The organism is Betaproteobacteria bacterium (genome assembly GCA_016791345.1).
GTDB lineage: Bacteria > Pseudomonadota > Gammaproteobacteria > Burkholderiales > JAEUMW01 > JAEUMW01.
The window spans coordinates 1-6,353 of record JAEUMW010000062.1; the positions used below are offsets into that span (position 1 = coordinate 1).

General features: G+C 65.9%; 8 protein-coding genes. 6 read left to right on the forward strand and 2 right to left on the reverse strand.

Features of this window, described 5'->3' with window-relative positions; all coding sequences use genetic code 11:
• The 5 genes from JNK68_02365 to JNK68_02385 form a co-directional block, all read left to right on the forward strand.
• Positions 1 to 1,638: patatin-like phospholipase family protein (locus JNK68_02365; GenBank protein MBL8539195.1), on the forward strand; the 1,638-nt coding region annotated here is incomplete at its 5' end.
• A gap of 74 nt (positions 1,639 to 1,712) precedes the next feature.
• The gene (locus JNK68_02370) at positions 1,713 to 2,576 is read left to right on the forward strand and encodes a transporter substrate-binding domain-containing protein (GenBank protein ID MBL8539196.1); all 864 of its coding nucleotides are present in this window, start codon (positions 1,713 to 1,715) and stop codon (positions 2,574 to 2,576) included.
• An 8-nt stretch (positions 2,577 to 2,584) separates the two neighbouring features.
• Positions 2,585 to 3,175, forward strand: coding sequence for a hypothetical protein (locus JNK68_02375; protein MBL8539197.1), 591 nt, complete (start codon positions 2,585 to 2,587; stop codon positions 3,173 to 3,175).
• A 126-nt stretch (positions 3,176 to 3,301) separates the two neighbouring features.
• On the forward strand, positions 3,302 to 4,393 hold the full coding sequence (locus JNK68_02380) for a PHB depolymerase family esterase (GenBank protein ID MBL8539198.1): 1,092 nt from the start codon (positions 3,302 to 3,304) through the stop codon (positions 4,391 to 4,393).
• On the forward strand, positions 4,390 to 4,953 hold the full coding sequence (locus tag JNK68_02385) for a sugar O-acetyltransferase (protein ID MBL8539199.1): 564 nt from the start codon (positions 4,390 to 4,392) through the stop codon (positions 4,951 to 4,953). The genes JNK68_02380 and JNK68_02385 overlap by 4 nt, the downstream gene beginning before the upstream one ends.
• Before the next feature lie 197 nt (positions 4,954 to 5,150).
• Here JNK68_02385 and JNK68_02390 read toward each other — a convergent pair whose 3' ends face one another.
• Positions 5,151 to 5,420 carry a hypothetical protein gene (locus tag JNK68_02390; GenBank protein MBL8539200.1) on the reverse strand — a complete coding sequence of 90 codons (270 nt, stop codon included), beginning with the start codon at positions 5,418 to 5,420 and terminating at the stop codon, positions 5,151 to 5,153.
• 6 nt (positions 5,421 to 5,426) lie between these two features.
• Positions 5,427 to 5,630 carry a hypothetical protein gene (locus tag JNK68_02395; GenBank protein MBL8539201.1) on the reverse strand — a complete coding sequence of 68 codons (204 nt, stop codon included), beginning with the start codon at positions 5,628 to 5,630 and terminating at the stop codon, positions 5,427 to 5,429.
• Positions 5,631 to 5,916: 286 nt separating this feature from the next.
• Between JNK68_02395 and JNK68_02400 the strand changes: the two genes are divergently transcribed.
• Positions 5,917 to 6,353: phosphoribulokinase (locus JNK68_02400; GenBank protein MBL8539202.1), on the forward strand; the 437-nt coding region annotated here is incomplete at its 3' end.

Here is a 6,353-nt window from a genome sequence, read left to right on the forward strand (position 1 = left end):
CGCGTGATGCGGGCCAGCATGTCCGTGCCCGGGGCGTTTTCGCCGGTGCTGATCGATGGTCAGCTCTACGTCGACGGCGGTCTCGTGCGCAACCTCCCGGTCGATGTGGCACGCGCCACCTGCGCCGACGTGGTGATCGCGGTCAACCTGGGCACGCCGCTTGGCAAGCGCGATCAGTTGAACTCGGTTTTCGCCGTTGCCCTGCAGTCGGTGAATCTCATGACCGAACTCAACGTTTCGCAATCGCTGAGCTCGCTCAAGGAGAGCGACGTGCTGATCTCGCCCGATCTCACCGGTATCAGTTCGTCCGACTTCAACAAGTACGCGGAGGCCATCGATCATGGCGCGGGCGCCGCGCGGGACGAGATGCAACGGCTGCTCGCGCTGCAGTTATCGGAGCCGGAATACGCGAAGTGGGTGGCAGTGCGCGATGCGCGGCGCACGCTGCCGGTGCCGATCGCGGAGATCCGAGTGGCTACCGACAACAGTCGCGTCAACCCGGATGTCATCAAGAGTGAGCTCAGCACCGAGCCCGGGGACGCGTTCACGAGCAAGTCGCTCGACAGCGACCTGCGGCGCCTCTTCGGGCGCGGCGACTTCGACCAGGTCGACTACAGCTTGGTGGATGAGGACGGCAAGCGGGCGGTGGTGATCAACGCCACCGAGAAGTCGTGGGGACCCAATTACGTGAAGTTCGGTCTCGGCCTCTACACCGACTTCCAGGACGGGCAGCGCTTCAATCTGCTCGGGAGCTACCGGCGGACGTGGCTCAACCAGCTGGGGGCGGAGTGGCGCACCGATGTCCAGGTGGGATTCACCAACCGCTTCACGAGCGAGTTCTATCAGCCGCTCGGATTCAAGTACATCGGCTTCGTCGCACCGCGCATCGATGTGCAGTCGCAGCCGGTGCAGTTCTTCTTCAACAACCAGCTCCTGGGCAATTACGGCGTCAAGTACGCGCGCGCGCATCTGGACGTCGGCTATCAGGACCGCATGTTCGACGTGCGGCTCGGCCCGTTCGCGGGGTGGCTGGAGGCAAGCCCGGACTTCGGCGTGATCAACCTCGAGAGGTTCAATCTCTTCCAGGCCGGGTTCACGGGACGTGCAGTCGTCGATCAGCTCGATGACATCGACTTTCCGAAGAACGGCTATCTCGGCGTCGCCCGGATCTTCTCGACGCAATCGGCAATGGGCTCCGATGATCAGTACACCAAGGCGGATGCTTCGGTGCTGGTCGCCAAGAGCCTCGGTCGCCACACCCTGAGTCTCGGCGCTTCCGCCGGCGCGACGGTGAGCGGCGACCTGCCGGTGTACGACCCGTTCACCCTGGGCGGCTTCCAGCGGCTGTCCGGGCTGCAGATCGGTCAGCTCACCGGCACGCAGTACATGCTCGGCCGGCTGGTGTACTACTACAAGTACGACAGCCTCCCGCCGCAGCTCGGCAGCGGCCTCTATCTCGGGGCCTCGGCGGAGGTGGGGCGCATGAACGGGCCGAACGATCCGCTGCTCACGAACCAGTACCTGGGTGGCTTCAGCGTCTTCTGGGGAGCGGACACGATCCTCGGGCCGGTCTATCTCGCCTACGGGCGGTCCACGAGCGGTTATGACTCGTTCTACTTCCTGCTCGGTCGGCCGTAGCGACGCGAGGGTTCTGGCACAATCGCGACCTTTGCCATGGGCACGACCCATCTCGCCGCCCGGGGAGACGCCACTTGAAGCGCGCCGGATTTCTCTTGTGTTCGATTGCGGTCATGCTGCTCGCGGGCTGCAGCTGGCTGCCGTGGGGATCGAAGGACGAGGCTCCGCCCGCTGCGGCTGGCGCGCCCGTCGCGACCACCGCGAAGAAGGCCGACCGGCGTCCGCCGAATACGATCCGCGCCGGCATGGCGGCGAACTATCCGCCGCTGTCCTTCCGCGAGGACGGCCGGTTCGTCGGCATCGAGGTCGACCTTGCGCGCGAGCTCGTGCGCGAGAGCGGCCTCAAGATCACGATCAGGCAGATGCCGTGGTCGGCGCTGATACCGGCGCTTCAGGCTGGCAAGATCGACGTCATCATGTCGGGGATGGCGGTGACCGATGCGCGCGCTGCGCAGTTTGCGTTCGTCGAGCCGTATCTGCGCACCGGGCAGATGGCGCTGGTGCGCGAGCAGGACGCCGCCCGGCTCGGGCCGCCGGCGCGTCTGCGCGATCCGGGGCGGCGCATCGCCGTCGTGCGCGGCAGCAGCGGCGAGGAGTACGTTCGGCGCAGTCTCCGTCAGGCCGAGATCGTCGTCTTCGCGGACAGCGATGCGGCGGCTGCGGCACTGGCGAAGGGCCGCGTCGACTACTTCATTCACGACGCGCCGTCGATCTGGCATTTCGGCATGGTGAACACGCCGGGCGCGGCCGGTCTGGTCGGGCTCTATACGCCGCTCACCGAAGAATACCTCGCCTGGGCGGTGCGCAAGGACGACCCACAGCTCAAGGCGAAGCTCGATGCCGCGGTGCTCGCGATGAAGCAGCGCGGTGTCGTCGATGCGATCGTCCGGCGCTGGATCGACACGCAGGTGGACGTGACACCGGTGCGTCCCAACTGACTGCGACCATGACGCGCTTCTCGCTCGCATTGATCCTGATGGGGCTCGTGTTCGGCCCCGGCTACTACGCGCTGACCTTGTTCTTCAGCGGAGCCAAGGTGCTGGAGCAGCGTCTGGGGGAGAAGGGCTCGCGCTTCAGCCTGCAAAGCGGCGATGTGCTCCATTTCTCCAACGCCAACGCGTTCCAGCCGGTCGAGGTCGATCTCGATCCGGGAATGAACACGGTGGGTCTCGCGCTCGTCTTCGATGTGGTCGGCGACGTGCGGGTGGAACCCGTGCGCGGCAACACGTATCGCGCGCTGCTGCTGGCGAACGGGACACCGCTGTTGCAGAAGGAGGTGACCCTGAGTCGCGGGACGAACGAGGGGCCGGATCAGCATCGCTGGGAGCAGGTGGCGAGCGTCGACGTCCCGGCCGCGGGCAAGTATGTCTTCGTGCTGCAGGAGATGAAGAGCGATCTCCCGGTTTCCGGCATCACGCTCGAGGTGCGGCGCAATGTCGCGCGTCCGCGCATGGAATTCGTGTGGGCTGGCGTGCTGCTGCTCGTCGGGGGCGTGCTTGCGATGCTGTTCGGAGGACGCAGCGGCACCGGGCGCTGACCGGTCTGCGCGCGACGCCAGATGTCACCCCATCCACGCCGCGTGGGACGGCGTGCGGGCCGAGTCCCGACATCTGACCTCCTGGCGCGCCTCTGCGCTACACTCCCGCGCATGCGCACAGGCTGGATGAGCGGACGGATTGCGGCAGGCGCGGCGGCGGGCGGTGCCGCGCTCGCGACGCTCTGCATCCTCACGCTGCCCTTGCTCGCGGCGGAACGCGGGGAGTTTCTGCCGGAGGCGAGCGTGACGAGCCCGAACGGCAGTCTCGTCTACAACTGGATCGTCTCCAAGAGCCGCGACTATCGCGTCTACATCCCGGCGGGATACGTGAAGGGCAGGCCGGCACCGCTGGTCGTGATGCTGCACGGCTGCAAGCAGGATCCGGAGAGCTTCGCGGCGGGCACACGCATGAACCGGCTTGCCGACGAGCAGGGATTTCTCGTTCTCTATCCGCGGCAGAGCGCGCTCGCCAATGGCTACTCGTGCTGGAACTGGTTCGACCCGCGCACGCAGGCGCGCGGCGGCGAGGCGGCGATCGTGATGGCGATGATCGACGAGGTCGCGGCGCGACACAGTGTCGATGCAAACCGCATCTACGTGGCGGGCATCTCGGCGGGAGGCGCGTTCGCCGCGATTCTGGCGAGCTGCTATACGGACGTGTTTGCCGCGGCGGCGGTGCATTCCGGCTTTCCCTACGGCGTCGCGGACAATCCCATCGCGGGGCTCCGCGTGATGGAGAGCGCGTATCCGTACGACGCGGAGAAGTCGGGACAGGCGGCGTTCGCCTGCCGCGGGAGCGGGCGGCGGACGATGCCCATGCTGGTGATCCACGGCACCGAAGACGACAAGGTGCTGCCGAAAGCGGCCGGCGACGTGATCAGGCAGTTCGCACAGGTCGACGATCTGTGCGACGACGGCCAGGACAACGACAGCATCGCGGCGACGCGGCTCACGCAGAAGACGGTGGCGGCGGAGCCGGGGCAGCACGCGTACGTGGTGTCGACACTTTCCCGCGACGGCAAGCCACTCTTGCAGGAGGTGCTGGTGACGGGACTGGGGCACGCCTGGAGCGGCGGTGACGACGGCCGCGCCAGCCCGCAGGATCGCGTCAAGTTCCCGTACAACGATCCGCAGGGGCCGGATGCGAGCCGCATGATGTGGGACTTCTTCGCGCAGCACACGCTCGGCGACAATCCTGCCTGCGCGGTGCCCCGGTGACGATGAGCGAGCGGGACAGGATGCTCGCGGGCGAGCTGTACGACCCGCGCGATCCGGATCTCTGCGCAGAGCGGGGGCGCGCGCGGCTCCTCTGTCGGCAGTTCAATGGCACCCGCGACGACGAGACCGAGGCGCGCTCGCGCCTGATCCGGGCGCTGATCCCGGCCGCGGGCCGCGGCGTGTGGATCGAGCCGCCGTTTCATTGCGACTACGGTCTCAACATCACGCTCGGCGACAATGTCTTCTTCAACTTCAACTGCGTGGTGCTCGACGTGGCGCGAGTGCGCATCGGCTCCGGCGTGCTCTGCGGTCCCGCCGTGCAGATCTACGCCGCGACCCATCCGCTGCGCGCGGCCGAGCGCCGGACCGGTCTCGAAGCAGGCAAGCCGGTGGAGATCGGCGACGAGACCTGGATCGGTGGCGGGGCGATCATCTGCCCCGGCGTGCGGATTGGCGCGCGCTCGGTGATCGGCGCCGGCAGCGTCGTCACGCGGAACATTCCGGACGACGTCTTTGCGGCGGGCAATCCGTGCCGGATCGTCCGCGCGATCGAACACTGAAACGATGTGCGGGCGCTACGTCACGCCCGACGAGGCGGCACTGGAACGGTTCTGGACGCTGGATCGACGGCACTGGAATCCGTTTGCGTCGAGCGTCAATGTCGCGCCGACCGATATCGTGCCGATCATCCAGCGCGCCCACCGACGGTTCGCTGGAATCGATACCGACTGGTTTGACGACGACGTTGCGCGGCAGACTACAACTGCTTCAAGACGCGCTCGTATTCGCTGTGGGGGCCAACGAAGAACCAGATCATCGTGTCCGTCTTCAGCAACCCGATGGCACGCCAGTCAAGATCGACTCTTACCGAGAAGATTGGGAGCGTCGCGTGAACCTTCTTGAATCTGAGCGAAGGGTGCTGGGGATTCTCGGACCAGAGCTGATGCGCCTGCCTGATCTTGACCTGGGCGGCCGCCGGCGCCGCGGCAAACTGCTTACGGAAGCGCTCGGTGGTTGCAGACTTCAACTGCCGCTACCAAGGCTGGGTACGTCCCGCGTCATGCTCGGTCAGGGCTTCTTCGGCGAGCTTCGCTAGACCGTCCTGCGACTTTGCGAAGGATTCGGACCAGCGTCGCTCCGATGAGATCTCCTCCAGTAGGATCGCGGCCAAAGCATCCTGCTCCCGCTCCGGGAGCTTCGCTGCCTCTGAAATGGCTTTATCCAACAGGCTTGTCATAGGGCGGACTCCAGCATTCATCAGAGGGTATGCTACCCCATGTCTACTCGTGTGGTTTGCGGTCGTGCATGGAATAGAGCGCAGATCCACCACCCACCCGTTTTCCGGTCGCCCAGATTGCCAGCTTCGGCACGGCGCAGATGGGCGACGAGCAGGAGCGGAAGTAGCGGAGAATTGCGCCATGAGCGCAGCCATGACGGTCGCAAACCGGCCGTCGCAGACCCGCCATGACCGCGATGCCGCAACCGTTCATGCCTTCCACTTCCCCAACCAGGAGCCATCTGCCATGTCCACGAAGCATCCCATCCTTGCCGTGACCGGCTCGTCCGGTGCCGGTACCACCACCGTCAAGCAAGCCTTGGCGCATATCTTCGATCGCGTCGGCGCCAAGGCGGTCTTCGTCGAGGGCGACAGCTTTCACCGCTACGATCGCGCGGAAATGAAACGCGAGGTGGAGCGCGCCAACCGCGAAAACCGCAATCTCAGTCACTTCGGGCCGGAAGGGAATTTGTTCGAGCGGCAGTTCCAGCTCTTCAAGAGCTACAGCGAGACAGGCACCGGAGAGATCCGCCGCTATCTGCACAACGAGGAAGAAGCCGCACCCTACGGCCAGGATCCCGGAACGTTCACGCCCTGGGAGCCGATCTCGCAGGATGCCGACCTTCTTTTCTACGAAGGCCTGCATGGCGGGGTGGTGACCGACGGCATCGACATGGCGCAGCA